Raw genomic sequence first — 21,563 nt, 5'->3', positions numbered from 1 at the left:
AGATCAACAGCACTCAAATAATGACTTGACACTTAGAAGGGCGTCCAGGGCTGGCAATATCAAATGGCGAGCTATCAGGAGAGACTCAAAAGCCACGATATCGTGTAAAGTATGTCCCGAAAAGGGAATTGCCTGGACAATGCAGTAATCGAAAGCTTTTTTGGCACACTGAAATCAGAATGTTTTAGGCTAAACAAATTCGAATCAATCAATGAGTTGAGGCAATCTGTTGAGCATTATATCCACTATTACAATGCTGAACGAATTAGCTTAAGACTCAATGGGATGAGCCCGGTAGAATACCGGACTCAAGTCTTAACCAGCCCTATAATCTAACTGTCCAACTTTAAGGGGGCAGTTCACAGAGTGCTTGTTGCCAGCTTTAATGTGTCAGGGCACAATGACCATTTGTGAGGGCGCGCCTATGGCAACGTAGTTCCCTGTAAAGGTGGCGGTGCCACTTGCTTTATCCACCCTGAAGCTGGTGATGTTATCGCTACGCTGATTCATCACGTAAATTATGTTGCCATCGGGTGATAGTGCCAGTGTTCTGGGGTAATCACCTCGCGTCCACACATCGTCTTTATGCGTCAGTGTGCCGTTAGCATTGACCTCAAAATGCGCGATGCTGTTATGAAGGCGGTTGGCCACGTAAAGATTTTCCCCCGCCTTATCCATAATTAACCCGGCTGCAAAACTGGTGCCTTTATAACCGGCAGGCAGCGTTGAGACCGTGGCATTTTCCTGCAAAGCACCGGTATGTGGATTAATAAGGTAGTGCGTAAGTGTGGAGGCTTCTTCATTAACTAACCAGAGAGCGTGACCATCGACGCTGAAGACAAAATGGCGCGGGCCTGCACCTTCTGAAGAAGCGTTTATCCATGCGGGCTTACCGGGCATCAGCGTACCGTCTTTATTCAGGTGGTACTGGTAAATGCGGTCCAGTCCCAGATCCGTAGAGTAAACAAATTTACCCGTTGGATCGCTGGCAATCATATGCGCATGCGGACCGTTGTGATCGCTAATCGCAAAACTGCCCTCTACTGCTGCGGCCGGCTTGCCTGCTCCCGCTGGGCCGCGGTCCTGATGATGATCGATAACCTCATTTAGGTTACCCTCTGCCGTGATCGCAAACACAGAAATACTGCCGCTGACATAATTGGCAACTATCAGGTAATGCTGATCGGGGGGTTAGTGACAGGTAGACCGGTCCCTTACCTTGTGTGTCAACCTGATTCAATGCGGTGAGCGATCCATCCGTGCCGATCTGATAAGCGGTAACGCTACCTTTTTCGGTCTCACTGGCCACATAGAGATGTTTACCATCGGCTGACGCGACCATCTGAGCCTGATTGGTCAGCTGGCTTACCAGCGTTTTTTCCAACAGTTCACCCTGCGCATTGATCGTGAATCGATAAACACCTTCGCCATTAGGATCATAGGTTCCCACATAAGCATAAGATGCCTGAATCATAAACGGCACAAAGGCCGTAGCGCTTGCAACGGCGGCTGCCGTCAGAATCGTTTTATTCATGATTTTCTCTACTCGCCAGTGTCATTAATCAAAACGTGTCTTTATGTTATTTCGGTTGCCTGTATATCGATGCATTGACTGCCCCGTGAGAAAAAGGGCAGAATGCCGTGTTTCAGTGATGTGCCCTCTTCCTTTATGTTGAAAATGGTTGTCAAAAAAGAGTGACGGACGGCCGGCCTGCATCCGCTCTTTAGTCATGTCACCTCGCAGAATGTCAGAAAAACGCATCTGCGTGGCACAAATGATTGTAGACTGGCCGTGGTTTTTATGAATGAATCCAATAGCGTTTATGTTGGGTATGTAAAAATCAGAATTTGGATAAATTATCAGCAAGTTCTGGCGGAATACAGAGAGTTTTTTTCCAGTGCTAAACGGAAATTTTTTGGGATGGGATGTGTTATGTCACAAGTGTAGGGCAGAAGGGACTGTTGCAAATATGATGATAAGCAACCTTTTGAATCGCCCCGGTAATCCTGGAGACTAAACTGGAGTCAGTTTGATATCGAAAATTATTGTAATATAAGGGCTTCCCCGGCATGTCAACGCCGGTGTCTATGGTTTCGTTGCACTACAGTTAAAAATAAAGGGGAGAGACTGCAGTACTATAAACGGTCATAATGAATCGTTATCGATTCGGACCCTGATGAAAGACGCGCGTGAGGCCCTTGTTCGTTAAGCGGATACGTATATCCTGTACAATGATCAGATATACCTCACGGGAGCTAACCCTTTATCATCAACGAGTTGCAGGTCAGTATAGTCATACTGTTGCTTCGTGCTTACAGCCTGAAATCATTATCGTAATGCAATGATGCCCAGCACAGCCTTGCATTTTTGGCGGCGATGGCCACAACAGAGCGCCAGTATCCTCTGCGTTCGACCAGTGAACATACCTAAAGACTGAATGAGTCAGTCCTTTTCTCAGAGCCAATCAGTACTGAACGAGCCCCCTGTACCAGAAGAGTTCGCAGATACGAATCATTGGCTTTTGTGATCCTGCCGAGCTTTGATTTTCCGCCACTGCTGTACTGCGATGGCGTCAGTCCGAGCTAGGCTGCAAGTTGGCGTCCATTCTTAAAATAATGCGCATTACCGATACTGGTGACCGGCGCACATGCCGTTGTGGGGCCAATCCCTTTCAGCTCCATCAACCTCTGACTGCGGTGATCAGCTTTGGCCATACGAGGCTGGATTCGGTCATATTCAGCGATGTTAGCTTCAATGCGATCAACATGTTCCAGCAAATCATCAACACATTGCTGAACATGAAGAGGTAAAAAGCTCTTCTGCACAGAAACCATGTGGTGCAGGGAGTCTGTACTTTGTGGCGCGATGACACCGAATTCAGATAAGACAGAATGACTTTCCGTGAGACAGGTGCTGGCCAGCGTGGGATAGTTAACGCGGATTAACATCATTGCCAGAGCCGCATGGGTGAGCTGTTGCTACACACCCCGGTATTACCACCACGGAGGCCAGCATGAACAACAATAACACGTTGTACGCCGGATTAGATGTTCACAGAGAATCGATGACTGTTGCTTACGCTATTAATTCATAACCTGTTTAACTGACGGGGAAGACCATTTCAGAACGCCATATTCAGCTTTTCATAGTGGAATATGACGCCCAGCTTAAAGCGTTCCCTGTTTCTATAACCCCTCGCTTTTATCCTCAGCAGTCTGATTTTGCTGCTCAGCGCTTCCGTATTACCGTTTGAGACCCAGGCTGTGTCCCTTAAATCATAACTTCTTGTAAATAGTCGGATGCAGCCCAGTTTCACCATCGACAGATAATTTCTCGCCGTTTTGTCGTAGCGTGTGGCAATACGCCGGTACTCTTTTAACCGGCCAAAACATCTCTCCACTACGTTGCGGCGACGGTAAACGTCACTGGCGAACCGTGAGCGTCCGTCAGAAGCCATTTTTTCATTAGATTTTCGGGGTATAACTGCTTTTATCCCTTTTCGTTTCAGTTCATTACGAAGCGCATGCCCTGAGTAAGCTTTGTCAGCCAAAACCGCATAACCACGGCGCTTCATACTGCCGTTCTGACGCTGAACACCAATACCATCCAGCAGGCGTAATGCGAACTGGCTTTCGTGAGCCTGTCCGGGACTCAGTACAATGTTTAGCGGGAGACCGCCTGCGTCTGTCGCCAGATGGATTTTGGTGCCAGAACCACCGCGAGGGCGACCCGGCCCATTATCCCCGGTGATATCGGGATGTTTTTTTGAGCACCGGCTGCGCATTTCAGCGCACGGATATTACTGCCATCCAGCGCAGTAGCAGACCAGTCAACAAGGCCATGTGCATCAGGCAATGAAAGTAATCTGTTGAAAATAATGTTAATGACACCAGATTTAGACCACCGATTAAAGAGATTATAAACCGCTTTCCAGGAGCCATATTGCTCAGGTAAATCGCCCCATGGCGCACCAGAACACAACACCCATAACATACCGTTGATGATTTACGGTGCTCAGCCCATGGGCGTCCGGCTCGTGGAGATGTAGGTTCAGCAGGCAGTAAGGGCTGGATGATGCTCCATGCTTCATCAGGAAGATCGTATCGGGCCATACTCAAAGTGTTGTGGAAATAAGTAGTTACTATAACTCAGATGATTAAGGGACACAGCCCAGTACCTCATCGCGTTCAGGATGCCATACAGCCTTTTACGGATGGTTTTTGCCACATTTCTCATCACGGCGACATCGCAGTTTCTGCCAGCGCTATCCAGCGCAGCCAGTCTGTCCGCAGCTCATCATTCCAGGGGCGATCCCAGATATCTCTCGTCAGCTCTTTCAGCGCACTGGCTTGTCTGCTGCATCTGCTCACGCAGCTATGTCAGCTTTTCATGGCGTGATTCTGTCATCCATTTTTCGCCGTACTGCCACAGGAAGCGGGTGCCCTGGCCTGACGACGACTGTCAGCAGGAAGCCGCAGATGCTTATTCTGGAGGGTTTTATCCACCACTTCGGCCAGCTGTTTCGCTACATGGAGCCGGTCAAAGGCGATTTTGCTTACCGCATCGGGCAGATGGATACGGGCCGCCCTGATATAGCCTGCATTCATATCCATAGAGAACGTTTTCACTGAGTCCAGTTGCCGATCTGTAAGCGTGCGCAGGTAACCAGTCAGGCTTTCTGTCCCACGGTCATCGGTTAACGCCAGCGCCTGACCTTCACGATCTGAGATAACCGTGATGTAACGATGTCCCTTTTTGAAAGCGGCTTCATCCACGTTCATATGCCGGGCAGCTAAAGGTTTTTTTATCCGGGCAAGTCCTCTTTAACGGCCCGCATCATGATGCCATCAACCGCATTTCAGCTAAGACGGAGCTGTTTTCTGACCGCATCAACCGTGCTGATTTTCAGCCAGGAAAGAACGAAGGATTCGAACAGCAACGTGTACCGGCTTCACGGCCCCGTCCACGGAACAGGCAGGGTCTACAACCATGCTCAGAACACACACGCGTGGCACAAGGCTTCAACCAGCGTGGTGAACTGGCAGGTATCGAGGTGCTGCCACTTACGGTGCCGGTGATCGTGTACAGGGCAGGATTTTCCACAGGCCGGACAGATTAACTGAGCGTTTTCATCGATTCTGACAGTAGCGGTAACGGAACCTTCGTTTTCATCGAGGGAAAGCGAATTAACCTGCCACGGGCTGGACAGATTGAGGATGTGGGCATAGAGGGACTTTTGTCCATGGCGATGATTCTGGGTGATAAAACATAGCGTTATCATACCTCCAGCCACCACAATAGGATAAGACCCATCAATCAACAGGGAGCAGGTCAATTCCACTCCTTTTTGCGCTATCACGAAGAGGCTGGTTTACTTCACCCAGAGCGAACGGCAACAGGTCATCGACGTTATCAGATAGAAGGCGTAGCGACAGTTGAACGAATATTACCAGGTGCTGCTGTGCAGAAGGTGGGCGATTGATTTCAGGCCCTTCAGGCGCCATCAGGAATTCTCCGCCACCTGAAACACGAGCGCGACCAAGCTCAAGAAGTAATAGCAGGTCTTGCATTGAATCAGTCCGCTGTCCTGCCTCTCCGCGGGAATGCTAAAGCCGTCCGTTGCTGCAAAGTAGGCTGAAACTGCCTCCATCACAGACCGGCTGTCCATGCTTGTGAGACTCAACTGGACTTTCGGAGCGTTCGGGAGCGAGAGCGCAAGCTCGCATTTATATGCTGGATCAGCGGCTGAATACCCGGGTTGGTATCAATTGGCTGGGCCGGAGCCCGCAAACGGTCCCGCTCAGCAAGCAACGCACCCGCAGGCTGAGCCGCAGCCGCCAACAACGTGCGCTTGAAAAGCTCATTACCTCATGAGAAGACTTTGCCCCAGGTCCGGCTCGCACGCACCAGATAGAACCTCAGTTCCTGTGTAAGCTTGCCAGGACCGGTGCGGGTGCCTCATCAGCTAAGGGGTCAATTGGCTCTTCATAGCCATGAAAGTAGCGTATGGTTTCCACGGCCAGTCTCTCATGGTCAAAACGAGCTTGCACATTCGATCGCTCGCCTGTGGGTTGGAGCCATAAAAATCATGCTCGATCAACTCCCGCACTAGGCGATTTCTGCTAAGTACAAGAGGTAATGCTTCGATCAGCGTGGTCTTGCCAGTATTGTTATCTCCAATAAGAACAGGATGTTTGCCGAACTGCACAAAGCCCGTTTTCACACCACGAAAATTATTGATCCTCAAATTGGCTCTCCGCATTCTTCCTTCCTTTTTACGGGTGTTATTCACTGGCTTCCGCCTCCATGTTCTCTGACTTCAAACGAGCCCAGTTTGAGCTACACCGAGGTAGCGATCAAAAGGTTCAATCTTATTCTAACTGGCTTCTTCCGGGTTGTCCATGACTACGCTATTCTGACCGGACTCACTTTGCAATTGATGCAGTAGGGTGATATTTTACTCCGTAACCGCCGAAAATTTCGGCATGCAATTTTTTAATGATCTTCCGGAACTTCGATCACCTCATCAGCAATCCCCTGAGCCAGTCACTCCATCCATTTTGTTAAGCGAAAAAATCCGGGATATTGCAGACAGATGTAATCCATCTGAACTTTTGATGCGCTGTCCATCAGGCACTGTTGCAAAGTTCGCGATGGGTTGGCCTTTTGTGTTATTGAAAAGCTTTACATTTCAAAAACGCTGCTCACCAGATGCATCTCGCCCGGCGGATCACCATAATAAAACGGTGTGTCCTGGCCTTTGCGCAGGACACGCATCACCTCAATGCCTTTGATTGTGGCGTAAGCCGTTTTCATCGATTTAAGTCCTGCATGCCGGTTATCCTTTTCAGTCTGGTGTGATCGCATTCAGTGACGTTATTCCTGTACTTGATTTGTCGGTGTTCAGCCTCAGGCGGACACCAACCTTCGCGCTTGAGCAGCGCAAGCGCACGGCCACAAGTGAGCGCTTTGTTCGTGTTGATAAATCGCGGGATTTGGCTACCGTTTCACGCTATGCAGAGTTTTATGAAAAAACCGGTACGCTGCTTTAGTTTTCCGGAGCGGGGAAAGATAAAAATTGGGCCTGCTCCCCCGACCGTCGACGGCCCGGGACGGATAAGCCCAGCGACCATTCATCTTCACGTACGTTTCGTCAATGTGCCACGGATTGAGATCTGAGGAATTACGCCAGTAAATCCCGCGAACCGAACGACGTCTGATGTAGAAAACAATCCATAGCACGCGTGACAAGGATTATGCCCGCAGACTGACCGTCATGCTGATGTTACACCGGGGCGACCGTGTCAGCGATGTTGCCCGAACGCTCTGCTGCGCCCGTTCATCCTAGGCCGCTGGATTAACTGGTTTACGCTGTCGGGCGTTGAAGGTTTGAAGTCTTTACCCGCAGGGCGCTCCCGGCGTTAGCCGTTTGAACAGATCTGCACATTGTTACTTGACCAGCAGAAACGCGTGGTGACGCCCGGTCAGAATGAGAAATATTATCTTGCCGGGGCACACAGGCAGAGTCAGCTATGTGGGGGCAGCAGCAAAAGCTCAGGCTTGTTTATAAGTCTGTTAAAACATCTGAAGGCGACTTACCGTCGGGCAAAAAACATCACGCTAATCGTGGACAACTATATTATCCATAGAAGCCGGGAAACGCAGCGCTGGCTGAAACAAAATCCGAAGTTCAGGGTAATTACCAGTCGGTTTACTCACCTTGGTTTAGCCATGCTGAGCGACTATGGCAGGTGCTACACGATACAATCACCCGCAACCATCAGTGTCGTTCAATGTGGCAACTGCTGAAAAAGGTTCGTCATTTTATGAAGACGGTCAGCCCGTTCCCCGGAGGAAAACATGGACTGGCGAAAGTGTAGCGGTATTCCGCGCAGCTATTTAGCGGGTGGTCAGTACCGATGTCATTCTACAACAGGCAGATGATGCAAAGGCCGCTGGCGCAAATGTCCTGTTACTCCCGGCTGTCAGCACCAGTCACTCCGTGACGAAGAAGTCTTCTCACTATTCGAGACCGCTACCCAGCACGTATCTCTACCAGTGTGCATCTATGATAATCCGGGCACACCACGCCCAGCCAGCATTTCCTGCCGCTCCCGGTAGCTGAGCCATATTTGCAGCAGTACCCGCGAACAGCCCACAGAATGATAACGAAAGTGAAATGGCGGCCTCTGAACGGGTTCATCATTTGTGCCTCCGTCGGATACATCACCGAAGCGTGTCAGCCTGCCGATTTTTGTAACAGTGCCAGCGAAAGTCCCCCCATCCCTGCCAGACGCCGTTCAGGCAGCGGCACTTTTCAGGGTGGGTTTTGCCCGGCGCCGCTGTGTGCTCGGGATGTGTACCTGACGTTTTCCGTAACACATCTGAAACTGTACTTCTGCCCGCCGCTTCTGGCGGGAGCTACCCTGCCCATCGGCAAGATGGAGTACCCGTTCAGGCCAGCGGGGAGTGCAGCGAATGCGCTGAGGATGACATCCGTTTTATTGTCTGTGTGGATGAAATCAGTGCGCAGGGAGGCAGGTTATAACCCTAGGTTGGCCAGCAGGTCATCCACGTCGTCCTGACTGGCGGGTTTATCCGCCGTCAGGACAGAGACAGGAGTTGCTGAGCGCCCGGTACAGTCCTTCTCAGGCGCGTTATCGCGCAGCACCTGAACCAACTGCTGCTCCACCCCGTTCAGAACCACCATCATGCGCTGCATAATCTGCCCGGTCAGGTCCTGGAACCCCTGCGCCATCATGATGGCATGCAGATGCTGTCGCGTTGCTCCGGCAACAGGCGCTACCGTAGCCAGCCAGTCCCGGGTATCCATCGCGAGTGCGCGGGCCTGCGCGTTATCCCCCGGACTCTCGAACCAGGCATCCCAACGTAACGACAGACTCGCGGCACCCTCTGCCAGCAGGGCCTGCCCGGGTTGCGCCTGTTCGACGCTGTTCAGTACGCCGTCTGCCGCGTCGCGGGTCAGAGTCACCACGTAGCCGAGGCGCGCGCGCGCGTCGGGGATACTCCCTGCCACTTCTGCAATGGTCTTATCCAGACCCAGTTGGTGCAGGCTGTCGCGCAGCGTGCGCAGGATGTAGCCGGTGCGGAGAATAAGCGCGTGGATATCGTTTTTCTTTCCAGGATGGACCGGTAATGACATGGGAGGTAGCTCCTCTGAAGTGGATTTGTCTGCCTTCTGTTATCGGCAGGCAACTGCATTATGTGAATATTTTCATGAAAAAGTTATCCATTACCGACAGCAATCACAGCTACTGCCTAAAGGCATAGACTGGCCCCTGAATCTCCAGACAGCTGATATCACTTAAATAAGTGATATTCTTAATACTAGTTTTAGACTAGTCGTTGGAGTCCGGATGATAGACATTTTAGGCCCCGAAAAGCGCAGACGGCGTACCGTTCAGCAAAAAATTGCCATTGTTCAGCAAAGTCTTGAGCCCGGTCAGACTGTTTCGCTTGTTTCCCGTCAGCATGGGGTGGTAGCCAGCCAGTTGTTCCTCTGGCGTAAGCAGTATCAGGAAGGCAGCCTGACCGCCGTCGCTTCTGGTGAGCAGGTGGTTCCCGCCTCAGAACTGGCATCTGCCATGAAGCAGATCAAAGAACTTCAACGCCTTCTTGGCAAGAAAATAATGGAAGTTGAGTTGCTTAAAGAAGCTGTCGATATTGACCATCAAAAAAAGTGGATAGCGCACGGCCTTTGTTGCCAGAGAATGGCGAATAAGCCTCGTCAGCCGCTGTTTGCAGATCTCGCGTGCGCACCCGACACTATCTCCGGCCAGCTGGCAGGATCGGCGTTGTAAACGCCAGCCCGATGACAGTGATACGCTGTTGCGCATCCATGTCGTCATTGGCGAACTGCCGACTTATGGCTACAGGCGGGTATGGGCTCTGCTGCGCCGGCAATCGGAAGCAGAAGGTGCGGCTGTCGTGAATGCCAAACGGGTTTACCGGATTATGCGTCAGAACGCCTTACTGCTTGGGCGGAAGCCTCCCGTCACGTTGTCAAAACGGGCTCATATGGGGAAAGCGGCGGTTGGTGAAAGCAATCAGCGATGGTGTTCAGACGGGTTCGAGTTCCGCTGCGATAACGGCGAAAAGCTGCGTGTCACGTTCGCACTGTACTGCTGCGATCGTGAGGCGTTGCACTGGGCAGCCAGTACTGGTGGTGAAATACAGCAGTAAGGAGTCCCGAAAGTAATGGAATGGCGGAGAGCTTCGTTAAGACGATGAAGCGGGACTACACAGTCATCCCAAACCTGACGGGTTAACGGCAGTGAGAAACCTTGCAGAAGCGTTCGAGCACTATGACGAGTGGCATCCGCACAGTGCACTTGGATACCGTTCGCCCCGAGAATATCTCAGGCGGCAAACCAACTATGGGTTAAGTGATAAAAGGTGTATGGAAATATAGAGGCTAATCCAAGGCACTGATGCTGTCTGTCAAAAAGAGGCCAAAGAATAATGCCGAAATGGGCCTATGACGATGATTAATACAATCTATGATGTACAGTGAAAAGCTGGCCTGGAATTTGCTAAAATTCCCAATCATGAAGCTAAAAAATTAGAAGCGGTGGGTGTCGATATCATTCAGTTTGACGAGCCAGCCTTTAATTTGTTTATCGCCGCATTAGAAAGAGTTGTTGGAGGGCTGAAATGTGAAACAGCAGTTCATACTGCTATGGATATGGCATCAAAGCACTGGCGTTACTGAAATGTGAAGGGAAATGCCCGCCGGAGGTGGAGCACCGGCAGATCAAATACCGGAACAACGTTATCGGATGTGATCATGGCAGGTTGAAACGAATAATCAGCGCCACACCGGGATTTAAATCGATGAAGATGGCTTATGCACGATAAAAGGAATTGAAGTGATGCGTGCGCTGCGCAAAGGTCAGGCGGAGTCATTTTACTTCGGCCTTCCTCGTCGACAGTCTATTCAGAGTCGCGGCAATAGCTGATGAACTCGTCTGCACTCTCGGGATATATGCGGGTGACAATAACACCCTGGTGGTGGAGTACCTGAATGCTTATTTCGGCGTCTCTTTGTCAGGCGTCGAAAGCCGCTGGAAGGGCGTGAGTGTCAGTAAAAACTTGCCGCAATTCGTCATATTGATTTGCGTCCCTGTAACAAAACAAGGGAATGGCTTTTTTAGACATGCCGGGCCTCTGCGGTTTCTAAGTTGTGGAAAACACAGAATATCTTATGAGGAGGCCGGCACCAAATTCGCTCCGGGCAGGCGTGCCGGGCTGTTAATCGCATTAGCGTCAGAGCATGTATTACTACTTGGGACCTGAAGACCTGTAAATGATTGCGAATCTACAGTCCACACCAGGGAATGGCGTGCTGTATTGACCTTTATTACAGAGTGGGTATAAATTTAGCAGTGTGGTGAATCCCCCTCAGCGGCGGGGCGTAAAGGTTGCGGTCAATGACTTGTTTCATTGATTCGCAGTTAAAGGTACGCGGATCAGTGCGGCAACCTGCCAAAGATCCACCGGGAGGCACCCGGCACCACAATCTCGAAGTTGAATCAGAAATGTAGTGCCAATTTGATATTCGCTTTGCCCACTCATATGAGTGGGCTTTTTTTATTACGGGCCGGAAGCTCATCTGGTATGAGCGGTCCCCTCATAAGGGAAGGTTAGACAAGTTTGAATCCTTCACGGCCCACCAAAGCCAGCCAGGGTATCTTCGGACACAAATCCGACATTGCTTCATCCTCAGATTGCCAGCTTAACCGCTGGCTTTTTTTATTTCAGGTTACGGGCAATCAACTCCAGACGCTTCGTCGGTAAATGCAGTCCGATGGACTGACCCTTTTCCTCACACAACTTCTGTCAATAACGGAGGTCTCCATATGGTTAAAAACATACCTGACAAAATATCGACAGTCACGAACTACAGCGTGTCTGGCGGCCTGTCAGGATGGTTCGGCTGGCTGCATGGGCTTGACTGGAATCAGCTAGCGTTAGCTGGCGGTTTCATTATCGCAATACTCACACTCATCACGAATATGTACTTTAAGCGCCGCCAGACTAAGGCATATGAGAAGGCACTGGATCGGGGCTACGTTACTTCACCACCGCAGGACGACTGACCATGGCTATTCACCTGTTCTTCGTCAGCGGATTGTAGCCGCAGCCGGCGGCGGTGCTCTTGCGATTTCGGCCGTGCTTGTCCCTGCTCTTGAGGGGGAAAAGCTCACGCCCTATCGCGATGTGGGGCGGGGTCTGGACGATCTGCAACGGTATCACGGCCCTGATGTTACACCCAGGCCGAAGCTGGGCACTCCTGCAAAAACACCTGAAGCCCTACACCCGCTCCGTAGATCGTTATGTCAGGATCCCGGCCAGTGAGTACCAGAAAGCCGCGCTGATTTCGTTCAGCTATAACGTGAGCGTGAAGGCCTTCGAGCATTTTTCGGTGCTGCGTAACCTGAACGCCGGGCGCTGGCAACAGGCCTACGGCCTGCGAAGCCGGGTCTATGTGACAGCGTGCAAACCAGGGGCTTGCCAACCTCCGCGAGGTGGAACGTGAATCTGTTAGTGGGGCCAGAAATGACCTGACTGATAACGCACTGGTGTACGGTGATGGCGTTCCTGCTGATGGTGCTCATAGCGGCTACTGACTGCTGCGCACTACCGTGACTCAACCCTGATTGTGGGGCAACAGCGCGATGCGGCCATTCAGCAGAAGAAATAAGCAAAGACTGTCATCAGCAACGTTGATGCTGCCCATTGCGTTCGCAGCGACTCCAATGAAGCCAATCGTTGAATGTATGGACTGGAAAAGCCAGCATGTGAAGTTAAATCAGCGATTTGCCAAAGGTATGGTGGAAATCACTATACCCACTGCTGACGGCATGCAAAAGATGGCATGTCTCGCGCTGCGTAAAATCGCCGGATGGCTACAGACCATCGGCCCCAACAAGGTTAAGCCTGAAATTCGCGATAACATTATTCGTTATCAGGAAGAGTGCGACGATATGCTTTACGAGTATTGGACGCAGGGTGTAGTCGTTAATCCTCGCAATGTCAAAGTGATGGGAGATCTGAATCAGGCCTGCGCTGATTTTAAGCGGGATAAAGGGATCGCTAGTTTGTTTGGTACCGGTATTAACGAGTGGAAGAGCGTTAAATCGGCTCACGTTTCGAAAATAAAGGCGCTGGTGGATGAAGCTAATGGACTGATTAAGTTCCGCCTGGCGGATACCGGGGAAAGAAAACTTACCCGCACCTGAACAGGAGCGATCTTCAAAAGCTCTGGCGACAGTGACATCACGAAATCGCCAGAAAATGCAGATGAATAATTTTATGCAATCTTCCTGATGGACTGATTTATATCGCGCCCTGTCATGGATTCACAGCATTAAATTTTTATGCTGCCGGTATGCTTATTTCATTGTGCACTTTCCTGAATCCAGGCTCCCCCCTTCCGGAGTTACGAAACCATGTTCACTCCTATCTCATTAATCATCTGGTCGCTGGTGGCGCTGGGCATCGGCTTTGCTGCCGGTTATTTGGTGGGCCTGTTCCGTTGGAAGAAAAGTCCTCAGAAGGCAGAGGTGAATCAACAGCCATTCGTGACGGATGGCACGATGCAGAGCAGCGTTTTCAGGCTCAGATAGACGAGCTGAAAAACAAACTGGATGAGCAGGCCGAGTCCCGGCTACAGGAGGCACAGAGTGAAGCGCCAAAAAAGATTTAACCGGACTGAGCGGGCCTTACCTGAAAAAGAGGAAGTAACGATGTCTGAACCATTGTATGACGGTACTACCACCGCAAAACCACAACCGGCCACCACGGTGACCGACAAAACTGATGCCGTACTGGCAAAAGTGAAAGAACTGTTGGAAGTGGCAGGCTGATGTAGCCCCCTGAAACACCGGACAGCAGCTGTATCTCCAGATAAGAGATAGGCTTGAATATATGTCTAACACTAACGCTAATTTTGAGATGACCGGGATCCTTTTAGGGCAAGAAGTCCGTAACCATAAGACTCCTCAGGAGAAAATCGCCATTATCCGGCAGACGATGGAGCCCGGAATGAATGTCTCTCACGTCGCACGCCTGCACGGTATTCAGCCCAGGCTGCTGTTTAAGTGGAAGAAGCAATATCAGAAGGGTAGCCTCGCCGCCGTTGCTGCCGGAGAAGAAGTTGTTCCAGCTTCTGAGCTCACAGCTGCGCTGAAGCAGAAAGCGATATGCGGTGGTGTTCAGACGGCTTCGGGTTCGGCTGCGACAACGGCGAAAAACTGCGGGTGACGTTCGCGCTGGACTGTTGCGACCGTGAGGCCATAGACTGGGCCGCGAGCACGGAAGGCTATGACAGTTCGACCGTGCAGGATGTGATGCTGAGGTCGGTAGAAAAGCGCTTCGGCAACAGGTTGCCCGACACAGCGGTGCAATGGCTGACGGACAACGGCTCAGCGTATACCGCGCATGAAACGCGGAGGTTCGCGAGAGAACTGAATCTGGAGCCCTGCACAACAGCGGTGAGCAGCCCGCAGAGTAATGGCATGGCCGAACGGTTCGTGAAAACGATGAAGGAAGACTATACGCGTTCATGCCAAAACAGGATGTGAGAACAGCACTGCTAAATCTTGCAGCAGCGTTCACGCATTACAATGAAAATCACCCGCATAGTGCGCTGAGATATCACTCTCCGAGAGAATACCGGCGGCAGCTGGCATCGTTAACTTAAGATACAAAAGCTGTCCGGAGATGGCGGGTCAAGATCACAGGCCATGACGTTGATACTGTATTCGACGATGTGGCTTCGCCGGCTAAAAAGATGGTGTAAGCAATACGGGATGTTTTCACTGAGGGCACCCGATGTTGCAGCATAAAATTTATGTGCGCCCGCGTGCCGGATCCTTACTAATGCTAAATGCGAAGAAAAAGTAGCCTAAGCTGGCGCATTTTTTTGTTCCATTATTTCACTCGGCTAACATCTACCTCTGTACCATCAAGGAAGAATAGCAGCAAGCCCTGGCCAGTCTCGATGAGCCATCGCAAAACCTTTCATATTGTAACGGCAGAACAATGCATTTGTGCGATGACACTACAGGTGAAAATATGTACCTTGTTGGCGTGTTTGATGGGAATATTTCGACTCTGGTTCATGAGAGCGCACATGCGACGTTCTATTGCGGGATAACTACCAGGTCTGATGAAGCCAAAGAACCCTATTGCTACTTGCTTGACAGAATGTTCAGCCACTTTCTTCCACAGATCAAGCAGGGATAAAATGGCACGATTAAAGGTAGAAACCCTTTTACCGGCTAATGCCAATGTTAACGCTGTGCTGGGTGAGATTGAGCGTAAATATGCCAATAAGCCCGCCACGCAGGAAACCATTGCTGATATGGAGCATGAAGCTGCAAGGCTGATTCGTCGCCTCATCACCACTAAAGTGATTTTCGTCAGAAATTGATATGTCAAAGCCGGACTGGGAGGCCATCGAGTCTGCCATCGCGCTGGCTTACTGTCTCTCCGGGAAACTGCAGCACACACAGTATCAGTGAGGGCGCCAGCCATAACGATAGCGATATCCGTGATTATCTTGGTATTACTCAGGCCATTGAAAACGCGGATTCTGCGCTTATAAGTAATGCCCCATCAATATTAAATACACTTGGCAAACTGGCGGCAGCAATTAATAACGATCTGTCTTTCAATTCGACGGTTACTCAGCAGTTGAATGGCAAACAGCCTAAGGATGCTACACTTACCGACCTTAGCGGGAAGAGTGTTTACGGAATACTTTATTATCTTAGTCTGGCTTCGGCAGGAAACACTGATGGAAAACTGGCACTCATTGGCAACGTTAGTAGTCTAAACGACAAAGCAGCAGTAATCAAAACAGGCGGAAACGCAAATGGGAAGTACTGTAATGGAGTGACGGAACGACAGAGTTGAGGGGGCAGGGCTGGCAAATATGGAAGGAAACGCCTCGGTTAACTATCCCATTGCGTTACCCGGTCCTGCGACCAACATTGAAAAACAGTCACTGATAAAGTCCGGCGATACACTTTATAAAGTTCGGGTGCCTATGGTAGTGACTGATTTAACAGATGCTGCAAAAATTATCTTTATTATCATGAGTTCAGATTGAACGACTAATACTGACGGATTCTACCGAAGTGCCAGATATGCGCCTTTTTAACCCTGAAACGCTAACGGAAGTTATACCTGGTTTTCATTCGACAAAGGGAGCTGTGAAGATTCCGGATGATAACTGGTTTTTTACATCAAACAGTATCCCAAAAGGAAAGATGATCGCCGCTAACGACAAAGGAGAGCCGATTCTGATCGATAATACCGACTTTAAGATTGTTCCACAAAAATGAAGGTAAAGCGGTTTCACTTTGTACCGGCGCTGGAATGCCGGGAAAACAGTATCTGGTAACGCGTGCCGACAGCACACAGGAAAAATAGAAAAAAAACGCCCCTCTGGTCTTCAGGTAGCGTCGGGGGTGCATACAGCTGTTCTTATTATTTGCTCAGGATAATCTGTAAAGCCCGGTTTTTCATGATTTGCGGCACGGAAGTAAAAAGGCCCGTGTATCCTGTATCGGGTAGGGCTACACGGGCTAATTTTCGAATACGCGTTTTCTTATATGTGGTTAAAATATAGCCTCTGATCGGGTCGCATCAAGGACGACAGCACGTAATGCAAAAAAAAGCCCGCAGTGGCGCGGGCAAAGAATTATGTGTCTGAAGAAATTCGCGACAAAGAAATCGCCGGTACAGGATACCATAACTGCATGAATCGTGTAAGAATCTATGGCCCCCACCATTTCTGCAACACTGATTTTTGATTAATGATGGGCTTGCTTAAATCTATCCGGCGTCACTATGGGCAAGGATGCCCGCGCCACGATGAGTTCCGCGCCTGATAAGACTTAAAAAACCTCACGGCTTCAGTGAGTCATTTTTTACGTAAGCTTTCTATCAGGCCGGTTTGCCGTTCATGTCATCAATAATCAGTCTTCGCAAAACCAGATTGGGAACTACTTTTGTTAACGTTTAACCCGCCAATAAACTGCGTAACCGTTACCTTCCGAACACGGTTTACCGGGTCGTTATTGCCCACGCTATTCGGGCCATTTTGTTAGCCAGGGCACAGTCCACTATATTCGAGCGTTTTCGCTCAAGCTGAGCTTTTACCCATTCAGCCAGGCTTCCTGACTGATGCCCGATTCTCCGGATAAACACCCTGGCGCAGTGAAACAGTAAGCGTCGCAGGTTTTTATCTCCGCGTGCGTATTCCGATGATTCCGGTCAGTGATTCCGGCGATTTCGATCGCGCTTCCCGCGCTGGTTATTTCTTACTCTAGTTTTTAACCCGTATGATCGGCTTGCGCCAGTTTACGCATTGATTCGCCCCTGAGCTCAACGCGATGTCCGTTGTGCAGTAGCCGGTCCATCAGGGCATCGGCTACCGTCGGGTTGCCTACCAGTTTGTACCATTCACTCACCGGGAGCTGACTGATGATGATGGTGCTCCCCGCTGGTATCTGTCCTCCATCACTTCCAGCAGATCTGAGGCCTGGCGGGTGTTCAGCTTCTCAAGCCCCCAGTCATCAAGGATCAGCAGGTTTTTTTTCGACAGATGCAGCAGCAGCTTCTGGTAACTCCCGTCGGCATGGCCGATATTCAGGTCATCAAGCAGCCGCGTCAGCCGGTAGTACACCACCTGGATATGCTGCTGACAGGCCTGTTCGCCCAGGGCACAGGCAACGTACGTTTTTCCGCATCCCGTAGGTCCTGTTATCAGCACATTTTCATGACGATGAACATAAGCGCCTGTCAGCAGTTGTACCAGTAACTGCCAGTTCAGGCCCCGTTCCGGCCGGTAGTCGAGCTGTGAAGGTGCGCATCCAGTCTCAGTTTTGACTGTCTTCGCAGGCGGTTGACCTTCGAGACCTCACGCTGCAGCAGTTCGTGCTCCAGCAGGAGACCCAGCCATTCCCCGAAGCTCAGCGAGGTGTAAGTCATAGGCTGCGACCATTGCAGCTCCAGCGCGTTATTCATGTGCCCCAGCCGCAGGGCCCGTATCTGTTCCAGCAGGTTGTTATGTATTATTTTCTCCTCAGTGGTAGTACCCGGCACCGCGTACGTTGCTGTGCTCTACAGGGGATTCATCCGGCGCTTCGTCTTTCAGCCGGTCCCGGTGGTTTGTCAGCAGGTTCAGGATCACCTGCCGCCATGGGCGCTCCAGTAACAACGACTGCTGGCAGGCGTTCTCCAGTCTGGCATCGCCATATTCACGACTGAGATTGGGCAGCCCCAGGCAGGTCCGGTAAGCCTGTTCAGGATGCGCACGATGGTGCAGGTGCCAGGCCACCTCGGCGTGGGTGGCGCTGCCGATGCTCTCGCCCCAGGACAGCAGCCTTTCCGGGCTCCATCGCTGCCGGCGATGGGATTCCGGCATATGCTCTGCCTGCGTGGTGAAGCTACCCTGTTGCTGTGCCCGTGGATGCTGGGCAACCAGCGTTCCCCGGTGATAGAGGCGGATGAGCCTGGCTCCGGCTTCGATATCGATATGGCTGCCGACCAGCGCATGAGGCACGGAGTACGCATGTTTGCTGTACAGCACGTGATAGTCCGGACCGACCTTCGCCTGGCGGATATCAACGTATTCATAGCGGTATGGCGGGAGAGCCTTCAGTGCGGGCTTATCCAGTTGTTCATACAGACTTTTCCTGCAACCCGGCAACCGACGGAACGGCCGCTCATTAAGATCCTGCAGCAGCTCACTGATGGCCAGATTCAGCGCAACCAGCGTATGGAACACTTCATGCCGCAACCGCATCAGGATCCAGCGCTCCACGATCTGAACGGCATTTTCAACTTTGGGTTTGTCTTTCGGCTTACGGGGCCGGGCCGGGATCACTGCCGTGTTGTAGTGCCGAGCCAGCTTACGGTAGGTACCGGCTCGTAGCGGTCTGCGCGGCTGACTGCCGCTTTCAGGTTATCCGGGATGAGAAGCTGAGGAACACCGCCGAAGAATTCGAACGCTCTGACGTGGGCCATCATCCAGCTTTCCTGCCGCTGGTTTTCACAGGCTTCAACATAGGTGTAGTTAGAGGCACCGAGTGTGGCGACGAAGATATGCGCCTGCCGGACCTCCCCCGTATCCGGGTTGATAACCGGGATCGTCGGCCCGCAGAAGTCGAGGAACAGCTTCTCACCAGCGACATGATGCTGACGCATACTGCGTTTTTGCTGCTTAATCCACTCACCATAGAGGTTACAGAACTGGCTGTACCCGTAGGCGTTTTCGCCGGCTTTCTGTTGATATTCCTGCCAGAGCAGGATTTTGGTCATTACTTTACGCTTCAGTTCCTGATGGCACAGCGAGAAGTCCGGCATTCGTTTATGGCTGTCGCTGGCGCGTCCGGTATAAAGCAACGCTTCGGGTTGTGATTCCGTCCTATCCTCCGGCAGGGGCCACGCCAGCTGGCTCCCCCTGAAGCGGGTGACCACATCAGAGACGGTGCTGCACCCGATATTCAGACAGGCAGAGATGCTCCTGTTGGGCAGGTGGCAGTCAAATTTAAGGCGCAGCAGTTCTTTAATTTTACTCATCCGCGTTCTCAGTCTTGCCATGGCGACACTCCTCCGGAAGATGCGTTATAAGGAGAAAGTGTTGTCCATTGTTTTAAAAGTGAAAAGCGCGGGATTCCGACGACAGGATCACCGATTCCGACAATCCGATCACGGATTCCGGAGCTAGGATCACGGATTCCGACGGAAGGCCAAATCTGGCCGGAACAAATCGGAATTCGTGGTCGAATTAAATCGGAAAGTGCGATCCCCCCTGTGTCAGGGTAGTTGTCGCCTCATTTTTAAACAGGGGGTGAGAGAACATATAATGGCTAATAAACCCATTGACCCGGAACTGAAAGAACGGGCCATCATGCATCTTTTGCCACCTTATAACTGGTCTTTGCGCCAGGTAGCGGATGATATTGGGGCCGGTATTTCGACTGTTCATGGCTGGCGTCAGCAACTGGAAATGGAGGGCCTTATCGCACAAAAACAAGATCAGACTGATGGTCGATCTCCTGAGCAAATTTTTTCCATCCTGCTGGAAACGGCCATCATGTCGGAACATGAGCTGGCGGAATACTGTCGCAAAAATGGGTTATATGCAGAGCAAATCAGGCTGTGGAAGCAGAACTGTCTGGCCGCCAATATGCCCCAGCATCGCCAACTGGCAGAAGTTCAGAAAGCCACCCGTGGGGAAAAAACACGGATCCGCCAGCTGGAAAAAGAGCTCCGTCGCAAGGATAAAGCGCTCGCAGAGATCGCCGCACTGTTGGTGCTGCAGGAAAAGCTGTCAGCCCTTCGGGACGAAGAAGAGGACGTCTGACCCCTTACCCGGAGCGGCTTGAAACGGTATCCCTGATCGAAACCGCAGTACTTAGTGGTGCCAGACAACATAGGGCCTGTGAAGTAGCCGGCATCACTGTTCGCACTTTGCAACGCTGGCGTTGTGGTGGTGTCGTGGGCCATGATCGACGCCCTGATGCGATACGTCCTGAACCCGCGAATCGCCTCAGTGATGAAGAACGTCAGCGCATTGTTGAGGTATGCACCAGGCCTGAACATGTTGACCGCCCCCCCTGTCACATCGTGCCGGCACTGGCGGATCGAGGGATTTATATTGCTTCAGAATCCAGCTTTTACCGCGTACTAAAGGCCGAAAAACTGGTCAGACACCGTGGCAGGGCAAAAGCGCACGGCACCTACACCAGGCCCACAAGCTATACAGCCGCAGCGTCAAACCGGTTGTGGTCATGGGATATCACTCATCTGCCCTCGCAGGTTAAGGGCAGACGATTTTATCTCTACATGATCACTGACGTGTTCAGCCGTAAAGTTGTTGGTGCGGAGGTCCACGAGCGGGAGTCAGGCCAGCATGCATCAGAGCTGCTGCAACGTTCAGTCTGGCGGGAAAAATGCGACAGTCGCCAGTTGGTTCTGCACGCGGACAACGGTAGCCCGATGAAAAGCTTCACTATGCAGGCAAAGCTGTATGATCTGGGCATCGTCACATCACACAGCAGGCCACGGGTGAGCAACGACAATCCGTACTCAGAATCGCTGTTCAGAACGCTGAAGTATTGCCCTCAATGGCCCCGAAATGGGTTCCACAGTGTGGGTGATACCCGGATATGGGTCCACGACTTCGTTCAGTGGTACAACACCCGGCATCGCCACAGTGGAATAAGGTACGTTACGCCAGATGAAAAACACTGTGGAAAGGACATTGAGCTCCTTGCCCGGCGCAAAAAGCTCTACGAAACAGCGAGAAAAAAGCATCCGGAACGCTGGTCACAACAGACCCGAAACTGGTCACCGGTAGAAACAGTATCGCTAAATCCAGAAAAAGAACGCCAGGCGGCATAAAAACACGACAACTACCTTGAAAGTTACCGGGAATCAATGGTCGGTTTGGGTCGGAATACGCACCGCGTTTACTTATCCCTGAAAGCGTATTTTTTCCGCCCGTGCTGTACTGCCGGGG

11 protein-coding genes and 17 pseudogenes are annotated in these 21,563 nt (G+C 51.3%); 15 read left to right on the top strand and 13 right to left on the bottom strand.

The window, feature by feature from the left end; all coding sequences use genetic code 11:
- Window positions 1-45: 45 nt before the first annotated feature.
- Window positions 46-336 (top strand): annotated as a pseudogene (locus IAE50_RS24170) (IS3 family transposase); the annotation flags it as partial.
- A 54-nt stretch (window positions 337-390) separates the two neighbouring features.
- Here the strand turns inward: IAE50_RS24170 and IAE50_RS24165 are convergent.
- The 5 pseudogenes from IAE50_RS24165 to IAE50_RS24145 form a co-directional block, all read right to left on the bottom strand.
- Window positions 391-1,474, bottom strand: a pseudogene (locus IAE50_RS24165) (lactonase family protein).
- Window positions 1,475-2,313: 839 nt separating this feature from the next.
- Window positions 2,314-2,889, bottom strand: a pseudogene (locus IAE50_RS24160) (IS110 family transposase); the annotation flags it as partial.
- Between the two features lie 233 nt (window positions 2,890-3,122).
- A pseudogene (locus IAE50_RS24155) lies at window positions 3,123-3,257 on the bottom strand (transposase); the annotation flags it as partial.
- Window positions 3,258-3,284: 27 nt separating this feature from the next.
- Window positions 3,285-4,113 (bottom strand): annotated as a pseudogene (locus tag IAE50_RS24150) (IS5 family transposase); the annotation flags it as partial.
- A pseudogene (locus tag IAE50_RS24145) lies at window positions 4,091-5,282 on the bottom strand (ISL3 family transposase). The pseudogenes IAE50_RS24150 and IAE50_RS24145, both read right to left, overlap by 23 nt.
- A gap of 66 nt (window positions 5,283-5,348) precedes the next feature.
- On the opposite strand from IAE50_RS24145, the gene IAE50_RS24140 reads away from it, so the two are divergent.
- Window positions 5,349-5,483, top strand: coding sequence for a MerR family transcriptional regulator (locus IAE50_RS24140; RefSeq protein WP_234467317.1), 135 nt, complete (start codon window positions 5,349-5,351; stop codon window positions 5,481-5,483).
- 483 nt (window positions 5,484-5,966) lie between these two features.
- Here IAE50_RS24140 and IAE50_RS24135 read toward each other — a convergent pair whose 3' ends face one another.
- From IAE50_RS24135 to IAE50_RS24130, 3 genes and pseudogenes are all read right to left on the bottom strand, one after another.
- Complete coding sequence (locus IAE50_RS24135; protein WP_309228110.1) at window positions 5,967-6,293, bottom strand: AAA family ATPase; 327 nt, start codon at window positions 6,291-6,293, stop codon at window positions 5,967-5,969.
- A 254-nt stretch (window positions 6,294-6,547) separates the two neighbouring features.
- Window positions 6,548-6,634, bottom strand: a pseudogene (locus tag IAE50_RS26840) (arylsulfatase regulator); the annotation flags it as partial.
- Between the two features lie 51 nt (window positions 6,635-6,685).
- Window positions 6,686-7,195 (bottom strand): annotated as a pseudogene (locus IAE50_RS24130) (DDE-type integrase/transposase/recombinase); the annotation flags it as partial.
- 37 nt (window positions 7,196-7,232) lie between these two features.
- On the opposite strand from IAE50_RS24130, the pseudogene IAE50_RS24125 reads away from it, so the two are divergent.
- Both IAE50_RS24125 and IAE50_RS26245 read left to right on the top strand, forming a co-directional pair.
- A pseudogene (locus IAE50_RS24125) lies at window positions 7,233-7,881 on the top strand (transposase).
- 29 nt (window positions 7,882-7,910) lie between these two features.
- Window positions 7,911-8,086: pseudogene (locus tag IAE50_RS26245) on the top strand (dihydrodipicolinate synthase family protein); the annotation flags it as partial.
- Here the strand turns inward: IAE50_RS26245 and IAE50_RS24120 are convergent.
- Window positions 8,083-8,204: pseudogene (locus tag IAE50_RS24120) on the bottom strand (IS6 family transposase); the annotation flags it as partial. The pseudogenes IAE50_RS26245 and IAE50_RS24120 sit on opposite strands and share 4 nt — an antisense overlap.
- A 339-nt stretch (window positions 8,205-8,543) precedes the next feature.
- Window positions 8,544-9,164: a protein phosphatase CheZ gene (locus tag IAE50_RS24115; RefSeq protein ID WP_200581515.1), complete on the bottom strand. Its 621-nt coding sequence runs from the start codon at window positions 9,162-9,164 to the stop codon at window positions 8,544-8,546.
- Window positions 9,165-9,378: 214 nt separating this feature from the next.
- Here IAE50_RS24115 and IAE50_RS24110 point away from each other — a divergent pair.
- The 10 genes and pseudogenes from IAE50_RS24110 to IAE50_RS24060 all read left to right on the top strand — a co-directional run bounded on the left by IAE50_RS24110 (window position 9,379) and on the right by IAE50_RS24060 (window position 16,374).
- Window positions 9,379-10,433 (top strand): annotated as a pseudogene (locus IAE50_RS24110) (IS3 family transposase).
- Window positions 10,434-10,714: 281 nt separating this feature from the next.
- Window positions 10,715-10,980 (top strand): annotated as a pseudogene (locus IAE50_RS24100) (DDE-type integrase/transposase/recombinase); the annotation flags it as partial.
- A gap of 900 nt (window positions 10,981-11,880) precedes the next feature.
- Entirely contained in the window at window positions 11,881-12,120 is a 240-nt protein-coding gene (locus IAE50_RS24095) for a phage holin (RefSeq protein WP_200581514.1), read from the top strand.
- Between the two features lie 164 nt (window positions 12,121-12,284).
- Window positions 12,285-12,560, top strand: a complete 276-nt coding sequence (locus tag IAE50_RS26240; RefSeq protein ID WP_234467316.1) for a glycoside hydrolase family protein — start codon at window positions 12,285-12,287, stop codon at window positions 12,558-12,560.
- A 190-nt stretch (window positions 12,561-12,750) separates the two neighbouring features.
- Window positions 12,751-13,263: a phage antirepressor N-terminal domain-containing protein gene (locus IAE50_RS24085; RefSeq protein WP_200581513.1), complete on the top strand. Its 513-nt coding sequence runs from the start codon at window positions 12,751-12,753 to the stop codon at window positions 13,261-13,263.
- Between the two features lie 210 nt (window positions 13,264-13,473).
- Entirely contained in the window at window positions 13,474-13,650 is a 177-nt protein-coding gene (locus IAE50_RS24080) for a hypothetical protein (protein ID WP_234467315.1), read from the top strand.
- 328 nt (window positions 13,651-13,978) lie between these two features.
- Window positions 13,979-14,726 (top strand): annotated as a pseudogene (locus IAE50_RS24075) (DDE-type integrase/transposase/recombinase).
- A gap of 546 nt (window positions 14,727-15,272) precedes the next feature.
- Window positions 15,273-15,458, top strand: coding sequence for a hypothetical protein (locus tag IAE50_RS24070; protein ID WP_200581512.1), 186 nt, complete (start codon window positions 15,273-15,275; stop codon window positions 15,456-15,458).
- Between the two features lie 504 nt (window positions 15,459-15,962).
- On the top strand, window positions 15,963-16,139 hold the full coding sequence (locus IAE50_RS24065; protein WP_200581511.1) for a hypothetical protein: 177 nt from the start codon (window positions 15,963-15,965) through the stop codon (window positions 16,137-16,139).
- 37 nt (window positions 16,140-16,176) lie between these two features.
- On the top strand, window positions 16,177-16,374 hold the full coding sequence (locus IAE50_RS24060; protein WP_200581517.1) for a hypothetical protein: 198 nt from the start codon (window positions 16,177-16,179) through the stop codon (window positions 16,372-16,374).
- A 724-nt stretch (window positions 16,375-17,098) separates the two neighbouring features.
- On the opposite strand, the pseudogene IAE50_RS26235 reads toward IAE50_RS24060, so the two are convergent.
- The 3 pseudogenes from IAE50_RS26235 to istA form a co-directional block, all read right to left on the bottom strand.
- Window positions 17,099-17,287, bottom strand: a pseudogene (locus IAE50_RS26235) (IS110 family transposase); the annotation flags it as partial.
- An 80-nt stretch (window positions 17,288-17,367) separates the two neighbouring features.
- A pseudogene (gene istB, locus IAE50_RS26835) lies at window positions 17,368-18,109 on the bottom strand (IS21-like element helper ATPase IstB).
- Window positions 18,110-18,119: 10 nt separating this feature from the next.
- Window positions 18,120-19,639 (bottom strand): annotated as a pseudogene (gene istA / locus IAE50_RS24050) (IS21 family transposase).
- A gap of 265 nt (window positions 19,640-19,904) precedes the next feature.
- Here istA and IAE50_RS24045 point away from each other — a divergent pair.
- A protein-coding gene (locus IAE50_RS24045; protein WP_375288065.1) for an IS3 family transposase occupies window positions 19,905-21,445 on the top strand; the annotation gives its coding sequence in 2 pieces (ribosomal slippage) (window positions 19,905-20,388 and window positions 20,388-21,445; 1,542 coding nt in all).
- Window positions 21,446-21,563 lie beyond the last annotated feature (118 nt).

It is taken from the genome of Kosakonia sp. S42 (assembly GCF_016624785.1).
Taxonomy (GTDB): Bacteria; Pseudomonadota; Gammaproteobacteria; order Enterobacterales; family Enterobacteriaceae; genus Kosakonia; species Kosakonia cowanii.
Note: the sequence above shows the minus strand (reverse complement) of the source record. Positions and strands in the feature narration are given on the sequence as shown.

Bases quoted from the DNA above. Each gene is read 5' to 3' on its own strand.
- IAE50_RS24115 (WP_200581515.1), bottom strand. From the start codon at position 9,164: ATGTCATTACCGGTCCATCCTGGAAAGAAAAACGATATCCACGCGCTT.
- IAE50_RS24095 (WP_200581514.1), top strand. From the start codon at position 11,881: ATGGTTAAAAACATACCTGACAAAATATCGACAGTCACGAACTACAGC.
- IAE50_RS26240 (WP_234467316.1), top strand. From the start codon at position 12,285: ATGTTACACCCAGGCCGAAGCTGGGCACTCCTGCAAAAACACCTGAAG.
- IAE50_RS24085 (WP_200581513.1), top strand. From the start codon at position 12,751: ATGCTGCCCATTGCGTTCGCAGCGACTCCAATGAAGCCAATCGTTGAA.
- IAE50_RS24080 (WP_234467315.1), top strand. From the start codon at position 13,474: ATGTTCACTCCTATCTCATTAATCATCTGGTCGCTGGTGGCGCTGGGC.
- IAE50_RS24070 (WP_200581512.1), top strand. From the start codon at position 15,273: ATGGCACGATTAAAGGTAGAAACCCTTTTACCGGCTAATGCCAATGTT.
- IAE50_RS24065 (WP_200581511.1), top strand. From the start codon at position 15,963: ATGGAAGGAAACGCCTCGGTTAACTATCCCATTGCGTTACCCGGTCCT.
- IAE50_RS24060 (WP_200581517.1), top strand. From the start codon at position 16,177: ATGCGCCTTTTTAACCCTGAAACGCTAACGGAAGTTATACCTGGTTTT.